At 69.1% G+C, this 15,004-nt stretch carries 11 protein-coding genes; 6 read left to right on the top strand and 5 right to left on the bottom strand.

Features of this window, described 5'->3' with window-relative positions:
* Positions 1-176 precede the first annotated feature (176 nt).
* Positions 177-4,022 (bottom strand): DNA-directed RNA polymerase subunit beta', encoded by a 3,846-nt coding sequence (gene rpoC, locus HUJ41_RS00945; RefSeq protein WP_179872968.1) that lies wholly within the window; start codon positions 4,020-4,022, stop codon positions 177-179.
* Positions 4,023-4,072: 50 nt separating this feature from the next.
* Positions 4,073-7,573 carry a DNA-directed RNA polymerase subunit beta gene (gene rpoB, locus HUJ41_RS00940; protein WP_179872967.1) on the bottom strand — a complete coding sequence of 1,167 codons (3,501 nt, stop codon included), beginning with the start codon at positions 7,571-7,573 and terminating at the stop codon, positions 4,073-4,075.
* A gap of 325 nt (positions 7,574-7,898) precedes the next feature.
* Here rpoB and HUJ41_RS00935 point away from each other — a divergent pair, with 325 nt between their 5' ends.
* Complete coding sequence (locus tag HUJ41_RS00935; RefSeq protein WP_179872966.1) at positions 7,899-8,768, top strand: spermidine synthase; 870 nt, start codon at positions 7,899-7,901, stop codon at positions 8,766-8,768.
* A 43-nt stretch (positions 8,769-8,811) separates the two neighbouring features.
* Here HUJ41_RS00935 and HUJ41_RS00930 read toward each other — a convergent pair whose 3' ends face one another.
* A complete protein-coding gene (locus tag HUJ41_RS00930; protein ID WP_179872965.1) occupies positions 8,812-9,180 on the bottom strand; it encodes a group I truncated hemoglobin in 369 nt (122 codons plus the stop codon).
* Between the two features lie 113 nt (positions 9,181-9,293).
* Here HUJ41_RS00930 and HUJ41_RS00925 point away from each other — a divergent pair, with 113 nt between their 5' ends.
* Positions 9,294-10,448 (top strand): PQQ-dependent sugar dehydrogenase, encoded by a 1,155-nt coding sequence (locus HUJ41_RS00925; protein WP_179872964.1) that lies wholly within the window; start codon positions 9,294-9,296, stop codon positions 10,446-10,448.
* Between the two features lie 68 nt (positions 10,449-10,516).
* A complete protein-coding gene (locus tag HUJ41_RS00920; RefSeq protein WP_179872963.1) occupies positions 10,517-10,969 on the top strand; it encodes a SprT-like domain-containing protein in 453 nt (150 codons plus the stop codon).
* Here HUJ41_RS00920 and HUJ41_RS00915 read toward each other — a convergent pair.
* Both HUJ41_RS00915 and HUJ41_RS00910 read right to left on the bottom strand, forming a co-directional pair.
* Positions 10,959-11,261 (bottom strand): DUF427 domain-containing protein, encoded by a 303-nt coding sequence (locus tag HUJ41_RS00915; protein ID WP_179872962.1) that lies wholly within the window; start codon positions 11,259-11,261, stop codon positions 10,959-10,961. The genes HUJ41_RS00920 and HUJ41_RS00915 overlap by 11 nt on opposite strands.
* 61 nt (positions 11,262-11,322) lie before the next feature.
* A complete protein-coding gene (locus HUJ41_RS00910; RefSeq protein ID WP_179872961.1) occupies positions 11,323-11,883 on the bottom strand; it encodes a hypothetical protein in 561 nt (186 codons plus the stop codon).
* 35 nt (positions 11,884-11,918) lie between these two features.
* Between HUJ41_RS00910 and HUJ41_RS00905 the strand changes: the two genes are divergently transcribed.
* From HUJ41_RS00905 to HUJ41_RS00895, 3 genes are all read left to right on the top strand, one after another.
* On the top strand, positions 11,919-12,422 hold the full coding sequence (locus HUJ41_RS00905) for a hypothetical protein (protein ID WP_179872960.1): 504 nt from the start codon (positions 11,919-11,921) through the stop codon (positions 12,420-12,422).
* Positions 12,419-13,075, top strand: a complete 657-nt coding sequence (locus HUJ41_RS00900) for a DUF1684 domain-containing protein (protein WP_246299275.1) — start codon at positions 12,419-12,421, stop codon at positions 13,073-13,075. The genes HUJ41_RS00905 and HUJ41_RS00900 overlap by 4 nt, the downstream gene beginning before the upstream one ends.
* A gap of 328 nt (positions 13,076-13,403) precedes the next feature.
* Positions 13,404-14,987, top strand: a complete 1,584-nt coding sequence (locus HUJ41_RS00895; RefSeq protein WP_179872959.1) for a DEAD/DEAH box helicase — start codon at positions 13,404-13,406, stop codon at positions 14,985-14,987.
* Positions 14,988-15,004: the final 17 nt, after the last annotated feature.

Here is a 15,004-nt window from a genome sequence, read left to right as displayed (position 1 = left end):
TCTCGGTCACGGTACGACACGCCGTGCGCTCGACAATAGTCCCGCGTTCGGGGGTAGTCCACACTCGCCACAGGAATAACATTCGCCCCACGAACACCGCGGGGCCCGCACCGTATTCGGTGCGGGCCCCGCGAGCGCTTGGCTGGGGCCTGGCCCCGCCTAGCTGGACGTGCCGGCTAGCTGTACGTGCCGGGCGTCGGCTCGTCGCTCGAGAACGAGTCGAAGTCGACGAACGAGAGGTCAGCCTCGGTGAAGCTCGAGTCGTCGGCGAAGATGCGGTTCGGGTAGCGCTCCGACTTCGCCTCCTCCGTCGCCTCGACCGACACGTTGCGGTACGCGGGCAGGCCGGTACCGGCCGGGATGAGCTTTCCGATGATGACGTTCTCCTTGAGGCCCAGCAGAGGGTCGCGCTTTCCCTGCATGGCGGCCTCGGTGAGCACGCGCGTCGTCTCCTGGAAGGACGCGGCCGAGAGCCACGACTCGGTGGCCAGCGAGGCCTTCGTGATGCCCATGACCTCCTGACGCGCGGACGCCGTCTTCTTGGACTCGGAGAGCGCAGCCCGGTTGAGGGAGTTGTACTTCGAGCGGTCGACGAGCTCACCGGGCAGCAGCTCGGTCTCGCCGTGGTCGACCACGGTGACCTTGCGCAGCATCTGGCGCACGATGACCTCGATGTGCTTGTCGTGGATCGGGACACCCTGCGAGCGGTACGCACCCTGCACGCCCTCGACGAGGTGCTGCTGAACGGCACGCACGCCCTTGACCCTCAGGACCTCCTTCGGGTCCACCGGACCCTCGAAGAACTGGTGGCCGAGCTCGACGTGCTGGCCGTCCTCGACCAGGAGCGAGACGCGCTTCGACACGACGACCGCGACAGGCTCGTCGCCGTTGTCGGGCGTCAGCACGATGCGGCGCTGCTTCTCGGTCTCCTCGATCGTGATGCGACCGGCGCTCTCCGCGATCGGGCTCGCGCCCTTCGGGGTGCGAGCCTCGAAGAGCTCCGTCACGCGGGGCAGACCCTGCGTGATGTCGTCCGCTCCCGCCGAACCACCCGTGTGGAAGGTGCGCATCGTGAGCTGCGTGCCGGGCTCGCCGATCGACTGGGCCGCAATGATGCCCACGGCCTCACCCAGGTCGACGCGCGTGCCCGTGGCCATGGAGCGGCCGTAGCAGGATGCGCACACCCCGACCGCGGACTCGCAGGTCAGGACCGAGCGCACCTTGATCTCAGCGACGCCCGCATCGACGAGCGCCGTGATCTGCACGTCGCCGACATCGGATCCCGCCTCGAGCACGACCGTGCCCTTGGCGTCGACAGCGTCGGCCGCGAGGGTGCGGGCGAACACGAGGTTCTCGACGTTGTCGTCGCGCACCCAGGCGCCATCCACCTCGTGGGCGATCGGGAAGTCGAGACCCTTGGACGTGCCGCAGTCCTCCTCGCGGATGATGACGTCCTGCGCGACATCGACGAGTCGACGCGTCAGGTACCCCGAGTCCGCCGTGCGCAGCGCCGTGTCGGCGAGACCCTTGCGCGCACCGTGCGTGGCGATGAAGTACTCCGCCACCGAGAGGCCCTCGCGGTACGAGTTGATGATCGGACGGGCGATGATCTCACCACGAGGGTTCGACACGAGCCCGCGCATCCCGGCGATGTTTCCGACCTGCAGCCAGTTACCGCGGGCACCGGAGGTGACCATGCGGTTGATGGTGTTGTCGAGCGGGATGTTCGCGCGCATCTCGGTGTTGACCTCCTTGGTCGCCTCCGTCCACAGCGCGACCAGCTCGGCGCGACGCTCGTCATCGGTCGTCAGACCCTTGTCGAACTGACCCTGGATCTTCGCGGCGCGAGCCTCGTAGGTCGCCACGATCTCCTTCTTGCGCGGCGGCGTGAGCACGTCGCTCAGCGCGACCGTGACTCCCGAGCGCGTCGCCCAGTAGAAGCCGGCGTCCTTCATCTTGTCGAGCGTCGCCGCGACGACCGTCTTCGGGTAGCGCTCAGCCAGGTTGTTGACGATCTGGCTGATCGTGCCCTTGTCGGCGACATCGGCGATGAACGGGTAGTCCTCCGGCATGAGCTCGTTGAAGAGGGCGCGACCGAGCGTCGTCTCCTTGAGCTGGCGCCCGCCGTACTTCTGGCCCTCGAGGCGGATGCGGATCTTCGCGTTGAGGTGCAGCGAGCCCTGATCCATGGCCATGATCGCCTCGGGGATCGTCGAGAAGGCACGACCCTCGCCCTCGGCGCCTTCGCGCTCGGTCGTGAGGTGGTGCAGACCGATGATCATGTCCTGCGTCGGCACCGTCACGGGGCGGCCGTCGGAGGGCTTGAGGATGTTGTTCGAGGCGAGCATGAGAATGCGCGCCTCGGCCTGGGCCTCGACCGACAGCGGAAGGTGCACGGCCATCTGGTCACCGTCGAAGTCGGCGTTGAACGCCGCGCACACGAGCGGGTGCAGCTGGATAGCCTTGCCCTCGATGAGCTGAGGCTCGAACGCCTGGATGCCCAGACGGTGCAGCGTGGGCGCGCGGTTGAGGAGCACGGGGCGCTCGCGGATGATCTCCTCGAGCACCTCCCACACCTGCGGCCGCGAGCGCTCGACCATGCGCTTGGCGCTCTTGATGTTCTGAGCGTGGCCCAGATCGATGAGGCGCTTGATGACGAACGGCTTGAAGAGCTCGAGCGCCATGATCTTCGGCAGGCCGCACTGGTGCAGCTTCAGCTGCGGGCCGACGACGATGACCGAACGGCCCGAGTAGTCGACGCGCTTGCCGAGCAGGTTCTGGCGGAACCGACCCTGCTTGCCCTTGAGCATGTCGCTGAGCGACTTGAGCGCGCGGTTGCCGGTGCCCGTGACGGGCCGGCCGCGACGACCGTTGTCGAACAGCGCGTCCACGGCCTCCTGCAGCATGCGCTTCTCGTTGTTCACGATGATCTCGGGTGCTCCGAGGTCGAGAAGGCGGCGCAGGCGGTTGTTGCGGTTGATCACGCGCCGGTACAGGTCGTTGAGGTCGCTCGTCGCGAAGCGTCCACCGTCGAGCTGGACCATCGGGCGCAGCTCCGGCGGGATGACCGGGACGACGTCGAGCACCATCGCGGCGGGCGAGTTGCCCGTCTGCAGGAACGAGTTGACGACCTTGAGGCGCTTGATCGCACGAATCTTCTTCTGACCCTTGCCAGCCGCGATCTGCTCGTGGAGCTGCTCGCTCTCGGTCGCCAGGTCGAAGGCCTCGAGGCGCTTCTGGATCGCCTCGGCGCCCATGTAGGCCTCGAAGTACAGACCGAAGCGGTCCTGCAGCTCCTGGAAGACGGCGTCTTCCGGCTTGAGGTCGCCGACCTTGAGGGTGCGGAAGTCCTCCCACACTCGCTCGAGCTGACCGATCTGCTCGTCGAAGGACTTGCGCAGCTGCGCCATCTCCTTCTCACCGGCGTCCTTGGTCTTGCGCTTCTGATCGGCCTTGGCGCCCTCGGCCTCGAGCTCGGCGAGCTCGGTCTCGAGCTTCTGCATGCGCGAGGCGATGCCGCTGTCGCGCTGGTCCTCGAGGGTCTTGATCTCGAGGCGCAGCTCGTTCTCGAGCCCGGGGAGGTCGGCGTGGCGACCTTCCTCGTCGACCGAGATGACCATGTAGGCGGCGAAGTAGATGACCTTCTCGAGGTCCTTCGGCGCCATGTCGAGCAGGTAGCCGAGCCGGCTCGGCACACCCTTGAAGTACCAGATGTGCGTGACCGGAGCGGCGAGCTCGATGTGGCCCATGCGCTCGCGGCGCACCGAGGACTTCGTGACCTCGACGCCGCAGCGCTCGCACACGATGCCCTTGAATCGCACCCGCTTGTACTTGCCGCACGAGCACTCCCAGTCGCGCGAGGGGCCGAAGATCTGCTCGCCGAACAGGCCGTCCTTCTCAGGCTTGAGCGTGCGGTAGTTGATGGTCTCCGGCTTCTTGACCTCGCCGTGCGACCACTTGCGGATGTTCTCGGCGGTAGCCAGGCCGATCTGGAGGTAGTCGAAAGTTGTTGCGTCGAGCACGTTTCTTCTCTTCTCTAAACGTCGTCAGATACTCGTGGGGCGAGAGCGGCTTAGATCTCGTCGATCGTCGACGACTCGAAGCGGCTGGAGATGTTGATGCCGAGCTCTTCCGCGGCGCGGTAGACCTCGTCATCGGTGTCCTTGAGGCTCACCGCGGTGCCGTCGGCCGAGAGGACCTCGACGTTCAAGCACAGCGACTGCATCTCCTTGATGAGCACCTTGAAGCTCTCGGGAATGCCCGGCTCCTGGATGTTCTCGCCCTTGACGATGGACTCGTACACCTTCACGCGGCCCAGGATGTCGTCGGACTTGATGGTGAGGATCTCCTGCAGCGCGTACGCCGCGCCGTAGGCCTCGAGAGCCCAGACCTCCATCTCGCCGAAGCGCTGGCCACCGAACTGCGCCTTACCACCCAGCGGCTGCTGCGTGATCATCGAGTACGGGCCCGTCGAGCGCGCGTGGATCTTGTCGTCGATGAGGTGGTGCAGCTTGAGGATGTACATGTAGCCGACCGAGATCGGGTCAGGGAACGGCTCTCCGGAGCGGCCGTCGAACAGCCGCGCCTTGCCCGAGGAGTCGATCATGCGCACGCCGTCGCGGTTCGGGAGCGTCGAGTCGAGAAGACCCGCGATCTCGTCCTCGCGCGCACCGTCGAACACCGGTGTGGCGATCTTGGTGCCGGGGGCCGCCTCGCGCGCGTTGGCGGGCACTCCCTCGGCCCAGTTCGGGCTTCCTTCGATCTTCCAGCCGCGCGATGCCGCCCAGCCCATGTGGATCTCGAGCACCTGGCCGAAGTTCATGCGGCCGGGGACGCCGAGCGGGTTGAGCACGATGTCGACTGGCGTGCCGTCCTCGAGGAACGGCATGTCCTCGACGGGGAGGATCTTCGAGATGACGCCCTTGTTGCCGTGGCGGCCGGAGAGCTTGTCGCCCTCGGAGATCTTGCGCTTCTGAGCGATGAACACGACGACGCGCTGGTTGACGCCGGAGCCGAGCTCGTCGTCGCCCTCCTCGGCGTCGAACACCTTGACGCCGATGACCGTGCCCTGCTCGCCGTGAGGAACCTTGAGCGAGGTGTCGCGCACCTCGCGCGACTTCTCGTTGAAGATCGCGCGCAGCAGGCGCTCCTCGGCACTGAGCTCGGTCTCGCCCTTCGGCGTGACCTTGCCGACGAGGATGTCGCCGGGCGCCACCTCGGCACCGATGCGGATGATGCCGCGCTCGTCGAGGTCGGCGAGCAGCTCGGGGCTCACGTTCGGCAGGTCGCGCGTGATCTCCTCCTTGCCGAGCTTCGTGTCGCGAGCGTCGACCTCGTACTCCTCGATGTGGATCGAGGAGAGGGTGTCGTCCTTCACGAGGTTCTGGCTGAGGATGATGGCGTCCTCGAAGTTGTAGCCCTCCCACGACATGAACGCCACGAGGAGGTTCTTGCCGAGCGCGAGCTCGCCGTTCTCAGTCGCGGGCCCGTCGGCGATGACCTCGCCGACCTCGACCCGGTCGCCGGCGTTGACGACGACGCGGTGGTTGTAGTTCGTGCCCTGGTTGGAGCGGTCGAACTTGCGCAGGTAGTACTCCTGCGTTCCGCCCTCGTCGAGCTGCACGGTCACGGCGTCGGCCGAGACCTCGCTGACGACTCCCGCACCGGTCGCCGTGATGACGTCACCGGCGTCGACCGCGGCGTAGCTCTCCATGCCGGTGCCGACGAGCGGCGACTCGGAGCGCAGCAGCGGCACGGCCTGACGCTGCATGTTGGCACCCATGAGGGCGCGGTTCGCGTCGTCGTGCTCGAGGAAGGGGATGAGCGAGGTCGCGACCGACACCATCTGGCGGGGCGACACGTCCATGTAGTCGACGGTGCTCGCGGGCACGAGCTCGACCTCGCCGCCCTTCTTGCGCACGAGGACGCGGTCGTCGGCGAAGGAGCCGTCGCTGTTGAGAGGGGCACCGGCCTGGGCGACGACGAAGTCGTCCTCGTCGCTCGCGGTCAGGTAGTCGATCGTCGCGGTGACCTTGCCCTTGGCCTTGTCGACCCGGCGGTAGGGCGTCTCGATGAAGCCGAACGCGTTGATGCGGGCGAACGAGGCGAGGGAGCCGATGAGGCCGATGTTCGGGCCTTCCGGCGTCTCGATGGGGCACATGCGGCCGTAGTGGCTGGGGTGCACGTCGCGCACCTCGACACCGGCGCGCTCACGCGAGAGACCTCCCGGGCCGAGCGCCGACAGCCGGCGCTTGTGGGTGAGGCCCGCCAGCGGGTTGTTCTGGTCCATGAACTGGCTGAGCTGCGAGGTGCCGAAGAACTCCTTGATCGCGGCCACGACGGGGCGCACGTTGATGAGCGTCTGCGGCGTGATCGCCTCGATGTCCTGCGTCGTCATGCGCTCGCGCACGACGCGCTCCATGCGGCTCAGGCCCGTGCGCACCTGGTTCTGGATGAGCTCGCCGACAGCGCGGATGCGACGGTTGCCGAAGTGGTCGATGTCGTCCACGTCGAGCCGGAGGTCGACGGGCTTGCCGCTGCGGCGGCCCGCGATCGTCTCACGGCCCTCGTGCAGCGACACCATGTACTTGATGGTCGCGACGATGTCGTCGACGCTCAGCACCGAGTCGGCGAGAGGAGCCTCGACACCGAGCTTGCGGTTGATCTTGTAGCGACCGACCTTCGCGAGGTCGTAGCGCTTGGGGTTGAAGTAGAAGTTGTCGAGGAGCGCGCGCGCGGCCTCGGCGGCGACCTGCTCGCCCGGGCGCAGCTTGCGGTAGATGTCCTTGAGCGCCTCTTCCTTCGTGAGGACGGCATCCTTCTCGAGGGTCTGCTCGATCGAGTCGAAGCCGGCGAAGTGCTCGCGGATCTCCTCGGTCGTGAGGCCGAGGGCCTTGAGGAAGACCGTGACCGACTGCTTGCGCTTGCGGTCGATGCGCACGCCGACCTGGTCGCGCTTGTCGACCTCGAACTCGAGCCACGCACCGCGCGAGGGGATGATGCGCGCCGTGTAGACGTCCTTGTCGGTGACCTTGTCGAGCGCGCGCTCGAAGTAGACACCGGGGCTGCGCACGAGCTGCGACACGACGACGCGCTCGGTGCCGTTGATGATGAACGTGCCCTTCTCGGTCATGAGCGGGAAATCGCCCATGAACACGGTCTGGGTCTTGATCTCACCGGTCATGTGGTTCATGAACTCGGCTTCGACATAGAGCGGGGCCGCGTAGGTCTTGCCGCGCTCCTTGCACTCGTCGATCGAGTACTTCTGCTCTTCGAGGTAGGGGTTCGTGAACGAGAGCTGCATGGTCTCGCCGAGGTCCTCGATGGGGGAGATCTCCTCGAAGATCTCCTCGAGTCCGCTGCGGGCGGGCACATCGGTGCGACCGGCGGCCTCGGCCTCGGCGAGGCGGGTCTTCCAGGCATCGGAGCCGACGAGCCAGTCGAAGCTCTCGGTCTGCAGTGCCAGCAGATCGGGAACGGTCAGCGTGTCGCTGACCTTGGCGAATGACAGCCGCGAGGCGGTGCGGCCGTTCTTGGGAGAGTTGTTCGAGCGTGCAGTGCGCGCAGCAGCCAAGGATCTAACCTCCGTGGGCCCCTAGAAGAGGCCCCAAGTCCTGTCGGGCGATGACAGATGATTTTCGGTCGAGTGAACGCGCCACGATTCGTGGGGATCTGCGAAGAATGAGATCCGCCCCGCCGCTATACTCGGGGCACCTCAGCCATCCGCCATATGACGGCTGAAAGACACGGTGAGCGCAAACCTCAATACTAGGTGCCCCCTGCCCGCTGTGTCCAGTCCCCTTCCTTGACCAGATGCGAACCCTGCGCTATAAGCGCCAGAAAATTCCTCGGCTTGCCGCGCAGGGCGCGCGGAACGGGGATGTGCCACGCTTGCGAGCATGACGAGCGCACGCGACACGGGAGCAGTCGAGACGCGCCTGCCGAGCGGCCTTCTCGCGCGCATCGAGCCGGACCGGTGGGACGCCGGAAGTTACCAGCTCGTCGTGGACGGCACACCGCAGTCGCACGTCGACCTCGACGACCCGAGCCGCCTGTTCTTCGAGTACGTGCAGCGCATCGGCCACGTCATCGACGAGTGGGGCGACCCCGGCGAGCCGCTCACCGCCGTGCACCTCGGGGCGGGCGCTCTCACCCTGCCCCGCTACATCCACGCCACGCGCCCTGGCTCCCGCCAGCAGGTCATCGAGCTCGACGAGGAGCTCGTGGGCTTCGTGCGCGAGCACCTTCCTCTTCCCCGGCAGTCCGGCATCCGGCTGCGCTACGGGGATGCCCGAGCCACGCTCGCGCGCCTGCCGGCGGCCCTGCGCGGTTCGGTCGACATCGTCGCGGTCGACGTGTTCAGCGGGGCGCGCATTCCGGCCCACGTCACGAGCGTGGAGTTCTACGAAGAACTGCGCGCCTTCCTGGCCCCCGGCGGCATCATCGCGGTCAACATCGCCGACGGCCCGGGCCTCGCCTTCGCCCGCAGCCAGGCCGCCACGTTGCAGTACGTCTTCGCCGAGGTCGCAATCCTCGCGGAGACGGGCGTGCTCAAGAGTCGCCGGTTCGGCAACGTCGTCATGGCGGCGGGAGCCGACTCGCTGCCGCTCGACTGGATGCCCCGCCTCATGGCTCGCGGCCCGCATCCGGCCACGGTCACGAGCGGGAAGGACCTGACCGCCTGGGTCGCGGGAGCACCGATCACGACCGACGCCACCGCCGTCGCCTCCCCCGCGCCCTCGAGCGGTCTCTTCAGCACACGGCGATGAATGCGCCTCGCCGCGCGCGGAACCGTGGCGAGGAACTGAGCGGTCAGGGACGCGGTGGGTCGGCCGCGACGATCGCGGGCCGCAGTCGCTCGATCGCGCGCACGACCGCGCTCGCATCTGGACTGTCGACGGCCGCATCGTCGAGCACGCCGCGCAGGACGACGAGGAAGGCATCCATGTCGCCAGCGGTCAGGCCGAGGGGCTGGTGCGCCTCGCGCATGCTGCGGCCCTCGTACTCCTCGGGGCCGTCGAGGATGACCGTGAGGTAGGCCGCGCGGTGCTGCTGGAGGATGTCGAGGTTGAGCTCGGCGAAGGCCGGCCCGAGCCGAGGGTCGTCGAGCAGGCGCCGGGAGAGCTCGTCGACGAGCTGCTCGACGGTGGCAGCACCGCCCAACCGTTCGTACAGGGTCATCGTGACCTCCCCTCAGGTGTCGTGGTGAGCGTACATGGCCGCGCAGACGTCACACACCGAGCGCCCAGCCGCACCGTCCAGTGTGGGAATACCGGAGCCTGGGGAGGACGCGCATGGGACGGCGCTCGACACCGACTGCCCTCGCGGCGGCGACACTTCTCCTTCTCGCGGGCTGCTCCCCTGCCGGGCCCGAGTTCCTTCCCCTGCCGAGCGGCGAGCCGGTGCCGACCCCGACCGGTGAGTTCGGCGGCACCGGGAGCAGCGGCACCGACGAGCGCGGTCCCCTGCGCCCCGCGGCAGAGCCCGACACGGTGATCTCCGGCCTCTCCGCGCCGTGGTCGGTCGTACCGCTGCCCGTGGGGTCGACGCTCGTGAGCGAGCGCGACACGGCGCGGGTGCTCGAGCACACCCCGAGCGGCGACGTACGCGTCGTCGGCACGGTGCCGGGAGTCGTCCCCGGCGGAGAGGGCGGGCTGCTCGGCCTCGCCGCCCACGACGCGGGCACGCCGTACCTCTACACCTATTTCACGAGCGGCTCCGACAATCGCATCGTCCGGTTCGAGCTGCTCGGCGAGCCCGGCGGGTACGAACTCGGAGCGAGCGAGGACGTGCTCACGGGCATCCCGAGATCACGCACCCACAATGGCGGCCGCCTCGCCGTCGGTCCAGACGGGATGCTCTACGCGACGACCGGGGATGCGAGCCAGCCCGGTCTCGCGCAAGACGCCGACTCCCTCGCCGGCAAGATTCTGCGCCTCACCCCCGACGGGGCCGTGCCCGACGACAACCCGACGCCGGGCTCGTACGTCTACTCGCTCGGGCACCGCAACCCGCAGGGCCTCGCCTTCGACGCGAGCGGTCAGCTGTGGGCCGCCGAGTTCGGGCAGAACACCTGGGACGAGCTCAACCGCATCGAGCCGGGAGCCAACTACGGCTGGCCCGAGGTCGAGGGCGAGGGCGGCGGAGCGGGCTTCGTCGACCCCGTGCAGCAGTGGTCGACGAGCGAGGCGAGCCCGAGCGGCCTCGGCATCGTGGGCGAGACCCTCGTGCTCGCCTCCCTGCGGGGGCAGCGACTGTGGCTTGTCGACCTCGATCGCCCGAGCGAGAGCACGGCCGTCTACGCGGGCGAGTACGGACGACTGAGGGATGCTCTGGCCGGGCCCGACGGATCCCTCTGGTTCCTCACCAACAACACCGACGGTCGCGGCTCGCCCCGCACGGGTGACGACCACCTCTTCTCGGTGCCGCTCCTCCCCCGCGACGATTGAGTCCACAGCGCCCGTGCCGCGGGCGCCGCGGGCGCCGACCGTCGGGCGGGCCGCCTACCATCGAGGGCGTGAGCGAGTTGGAGCGAGTGCGCGTGTGGGCGGAGGCCCTGATTCGACTGCACCTCGACGGCTCCTGGAGCTTCGCCTTCGACCGGGCGGCACGGCGTGCCGGGCTCTGCGACTTCGCGAAGAAGCGCATCACCGTCTCACGCCACCTCGCCGAGCGGGCCGAGGACGACGTCGTGCATCAGACCCTCCTGCACGAGGTGGCGCACGCCCTCGCCGGGCCGAAGGCAGGGCACGGACCGGAGTGGAAGCGCATCGCCGCCGAGCTCGGCTACGTCGGCGGCCGCACCCACGACCAGCCCATCGCCGAGGATCGCGCTCGCTGGCGCGGGCACTGCCCGGCCGGCCACGAGTTCGTGCGCTTCCGCCGACCCACTCGCGATCTGGCGTGCGGGCGCTGCGGGCGCGGGTTCGACCGCGCCCACCTCATTAAGTGGCGCGCGATCACTCGCTGACCTGCACGTCCTTCCAGAAGGCGACGTAGCCACTGAAGTCGGCACCCACGCGCTCGAACGCCGTCGGCATGGGCGTGGGGTAGCTCCACGCGCGGTCCTGGAACTTCTCACCGTCGACGACGACCGTGAAGTACTGGGTGTCGCCCTTCCACGGGCAGTGGTACGGCGTGGGGCTCTTCTCGAGGAACTCGCTCTTGACGCTCGACGGCGGGAAGTACCAGTTGCCCTCGATCTTGAGAAGCTCGTCCTGCGGCGCTTCGGCGATCACGGTGCCGTTGATGTGTGCCTTCATGGTGTCCTCCCTCAGTGTCGGATCACGCGCCGGGAAGCGGCACGCTCCATGGGCAGGAACGCTAGGCGGGCAGGCTGAATTCCCGCAGGATACGCAGCTCGCCGCTCTCGAGGCGCTCCCGAGCGGCCGCGACCGCCTCAGGCCCGGCCTCGCTCGCAAGCGCTCGACCGCCCACCGAGGCGCTCAGCATGTGGCCGACGGCACCGCGCAACCCCGCGTAGGCGGCGGAGGCGGCAGCCGCCTCGGGGCTCGTCGCGTCGATGCCGACGGCGCCGAGCGCCTCGACGACGGCGCCGGCGAGGAGGAGGTCTTCGACCGCGAGACCGTCCGGCGCCTCGACGGGCGAGCCTGCCGCGACGACGGCGACCATCGTGCGCTCGCCGCGCTCTGCCTGCAGCGCGAGCAGTCGCCGAGCGATGTCTCCGACGGAGCCCAGAGTGGCGTCGATGATCTCGAGGCGGGGAGGCAGAGCATCCACCGGGCACACCTCGCCCACGAGCGCGTCGCACCAGACGAGCAGGTGCGCCGACTCGCCGATGCGGCGAGCGCCGTCGAGACCGACATCGAGGCGGACCTGGTAGCGCTCCTGAGCCTCAGGGGCGGCGTCGAATGCTGTGGTCACAGGTCGATCGTAGCGAGGTGCCGCACACTGGGCTCATGCGTGTGCGACTGAACCTGCTGCTTGACTGCCCGCCCGACGCGGCGTGGGAGGCCGTGCACTCGCCCGCGGTCTTCCAGGCGGTCTCGGGACCGATCACGGTGGCGCAGTCCCTCGAGCCTGGCGGTTTTCCGCAGCGCTGGCCCGGGGGCGACCACCGGGTGCGGTTGAGGATGCTCGGCATGCTGCCGATGGGCACTCAACTCATCCGGCTCTCGGACGAGATGCTGCCCGGCGAACGCGTCGTGCACGACGAGGGTCGCCCGCTCACGGGCGCGATGCGCATCGTGCGTCGGTGGCACCATCGCATGGCCGTGAGCGATGCCGGCGACGGCCGCACCCGCTTTCGCGACACCCTCGACGTGGGCGCGGGGCTGCTGACGCCGTTCGCGTGGCTCGGGTTCTGGGTCTTCTGGCAGCTGCGGGCGCGCCAGCTGCGGCGGCTCGCGCCGGGCTGGGCGGCGCAGTTCGGGGCGACGACCTCGCCGGAGGGGTCGGCGTGAGCGCGGCATCCGGCGCTCCCGAGCGCGCGGTGAGCGCGCTGGCCGTAGCCGACTGGCGCCGACGCATCACGGCGCTCTACGCCGAGGTGCGGGAGGCGACCGACCTGCCCGCGGCGCACGACCACTGGCGGCGCGCGCGGGACGAGCTCTTCGCCCATCACCCCGCTTCGCCGCTGCTGCCTGCCGACCGCGAGGCGTTCACCGGCCTGCGCGTCACACCGTACGACCCGGCGTGGCGGTTCGAGTGCGTGATTCAGGATGCTGAGCCACGGCGCCTCGACGTCGAGACCGGCACCGACGGGGTCGTGCCGTTCGAGCGGCTCGGGCTCGTCGAGGTGCCCGGGGTCGGCGCTCTCGACGTCTGGCGACTCGCGTCGTACGGCGGCGGCCTCTTCGTACCGGTGCGCGACGACCTCTCGCGCGAGCCCGGCGGCACCTACGGGGGCGGCCGTTACGTGCTCGACACCGTCAAGGGCGCCGATCTCGGGGGAGGCCGGGCGCCGTGGTCGCTCGTGCTCGACCTCAACTTCGCCTACAACCCGTCGTGCGCCTACGACGAGGCATGGGCCTGCCCGCTCGCTCCAGCCGGCAATGTCGTCGACATCGAGATCCCCGTCGGCGAGCGCTACGGCAACGGCAGCCTCACGCTCTGACACACTCCTGGACTCATCCTGAAGGCGACCTGCTACGGTTGACGTATTGGACAGCCCATCGATGGGCTCCCAGCGTCGTAGAACGCTTCCTCTTCTCGTACATCGCGCACTGACTCGCGCGCAGCGAATCGATACTTTCTCACGGCGAACTGATTGCGGCCATCGCCGCCGTCGCCAACCATCACCCTCGTGCTCTGCACGGACATCAACGCTGCGCGCAGTGTGACGGAAACCCCGTCAGATTCGCCGCGAAGTGTGACTGTCACCCCAGGCAAGCGCCCTTGTGCGCCAGATCTGGTGGGGGTGGAACACTGAAAGGCACCATCCCATGACCACCACCTTCCGCACGCTCGGCGTGCCATACCCCCTCGTCGAGGTGCTCGAAGCACAGGGCAAGACCGAGGCATTCCCCATTCAGGTCGACACCCTGCCCGACACCCTCGCCGGGCGCGACGTGCTCGGCCGCGGCAAGACCGGCTCGGGCAAGACGCTCGCCTTCTCGATCCCCATGGTCGCGCGCCTCGGCACGCGGCTCGCGGGCGGCCCGCGCCGCAAGGGCGCACCGCTCGGCATGGTGCTCGCGCCGACGCGCGAGCTCGCCACGCAGATCAACGCCGTGCTCGAGCCGCTCGCGAAGGCCTACGGCCTCACGACGACGACGATCTTCGGCGGCGTCTCGCAGCACCGCCAGGTGCAGGCGCTGAACGCAGGCGTCGACATCATCGTCGCGTGCCCCGGCCGCCTCGAGGACCTCATGAAGCAGCGCCTCGTGACCCTCGACGCCGTCGAGATCACCGTGCTCGACGAGGCCGATCACATGGCCGACCTCGGGTTCCTGCCCGGCGTCACGCGCATCATGAAGTCGACCCCGACCGACGGCCAGCGCCTGCTCTTCAGCGCGACTCTCGACAACGGCGTGGACAAGCTCGTGAAGCAGTTCCTCCACAACCCCACGACCCACTCGGTCGACGAGGCCAACTCGCCCGTCGCGGCGATGACCCACCACGTCTTCGAGGTCTCCGGCGTCGACGAGAAGAAGCGCCTCGTCTCCACGCTCGCCTCGGGCTCCGGTCGACGCATCCTCTTCATGCGCACCAAGCACCAGGCCAAGAAGCTCGCCAAGCAGCTCACGGCCGACGGGATCCCCGCCGTCGACCTGCACGGCAACCTCTCGCAGCCCGCGCGCGACCGCAACCTCGCCGCCTTCGGCGACGGCAGCGTGCGCGTGCTCGTCGCCACCGACGTCGCCGCGCGCGGCGTGCACGTCGACGACATCGAGCTCGTCATCCACGTCGACCCGCCCATGGAGCACAAGGCGTACCTGCACCGCTCAGGCCGCACCGCTCGCGCGGGCGCCGCGGGCGACGTCGTCACCCTCGTGCTGCCCGAGCAGCGCCGCGACACCGCGATGCTGCTGCGCAAGGCCGCCATCCAGGTGCAGCCGCAGCAGGTCACCGCGAGCTCGGAGGCCGTCACGCGCCTCACCGGCGAGGTCGCGGCTCCCGTCGCCTTCGCCGACCTCCCCTCCGTGCTGCGCCCGCCCGTGCAGGGTGGGGGCCGCTCGCAGGGCGCCAACGCTCAGCGCAAGCGCGCCGGTCGCGACGGTGACGGCGGCGGCGCAGGCCGCGGCGGCCAGCGCGGCGGATCGCGTCGCGGCGGCTCCGGCCGAAGCGCCTCCGGTCGTGACGGCGCGGCTCGCGCCGACGGCGGACGGTCGACGGACGCCGGACGCACGCGCGGCGACGCCGCCCCGGCTCGCGCCGCGGCACCGCGCCACAGCGATGCGCCGGCAGCACCTCGTGCGCGCCAGGGCTCGCGCCGGGCATCCTCTCCCGGCAGCACCGGCGGCGGAATCCGCGTCGGCCAGGTCGTCCGCTCCAACAGCACCGGCGGCCAGCGCCGCGGGCGCTGACCCGGCAGCCCTGATCC

This window comes from Microcella indica (assembly GCF_013414345.1).
Lineage (GTDB): Bacteria > Actinomycetota > Actinomycetes > Actinomycetales > Microbacteriaceae > Microcella > Microcella indica.
This window is presented reverse-complemented; position numbering and strand designations above follow the sequence as displayed.

Bases quoted from the DNA above. Each gene is read 5' to 3' on its own strand.
- HUJ41_RS00930 (WP_179872965.1), bottom strand. From the start codon at position 9,180: ATGACCCTGTACGAACGGTTGGGCGGTGCTGCCACCGTCGAGCAGCTC.
- HUJ41_RS00895 (WP_179872959.1), top strand. From the start codon at position 13,404: ATGACCACCACCTTCCGCACGCTCGGCGTGCCATACCCCCTCGTCGAG.
- HUJ41_RS00905 (WP_179872960.1), top strand. From the start codon at position 11,919: ATGCGTGTGCGACTGAACCTGCTGCTTGACTGCCCGCCCGACGCGGCG.
- HUJ41_RS00915 (WP_179872962.1), bottom strand. From the start codon at position 11,261: ATGAAGGCACACATCAACGGCACCGTGATCGCCGAAGCGCCGCAGGAC.
- HUJ41_RS00935 (WP_179872966.1), top strand. From the start codon at position 7,899: ATGACGAGCGCACGCGACACGGGAGCAGTCGAGACGCGCCTGCCGAGC.
- HUJ41_RS00925 (WP_179872964.1), top strand. From the start codon at position 9,294: ATGGGACGGCGCTCGACACCGACTGCCCTCGCGGCGGCGACACTTCTC.